Origin of the sequence: Phenylobacterium sp. CCH9-H3 (genome assembly GCF_001557235.1) — a bacterium.
In the GTDB taxonomy this organism is placed as follows: Bacteria; Pseudomonadota; Alphaproteobacteria; order Caulobacterales; family Caulobacteraceae; genus Phenylobacterium.
On record NZ_LSJI01000147.1, the window covers coordinates 1 to 552 of the forward strand.

General features: G+C 62.0%; 1 protein-coding gene. It reads left to right on the forward strand.

Annotated elements, in window-relative coordinates:
- Positions 1-537, forward strand: a 537-nt coding sequence (locus AX721_RS27940; protein WP_068876531.1) for a hypothetical protein, incomplete at its 5' end; no start/stop codon positions are given.
- Positions 538-552: the final 15 nt, after the last annotated feature.

Sequence of the window (552 nt, forward strand, 5' to 3'; positions counted from 1 at the left end):
GCGCCGCCTGAGTACCTGGCCGACGCGCAGCTCACAGAGGTCTGCAGCGTCGCCGATTGCGTGAACGACGATGTGGTCGACGTGCAGGAGGCATGGGAGCACAACGGCTTCGGCGTCGCCAACGATGCAGCGCAACTCTGGCGCATGGCCGCCGAAGCGGGCGCTGATGTGGAGGCCGCGACGCTCTTTTACTACGAGGTCTATGAGCAGGAGATTGAGTCCGACGGCTGGTCTTTCGATCCGGCCGAGTGGCGTCCACTCACGTACTTGGATCATGGCCAGAAGACGTCCGTGACGCCTCCCTCCGAAGCGACGGTCTTTGGGTTCGACGTGGTCGTCTTTGAGAATTCCCTCGATCACTCCCCCCTGTCTTGCAACCACATCGCCGCCCAAGCTGATGTGAACCAGCACTGTCTCTTTGAGACCCTTGAAAGCGCCAAGTCGGCCATAGACGCGGGCATTTTCGGAGGGGGCTGCGAGCCAGGCGTCTATCGAATCTTCTCAGTTGCGGTGGTTGCGGCGAACGCTGGGCGTTAGGTCCGCTTCCCACCC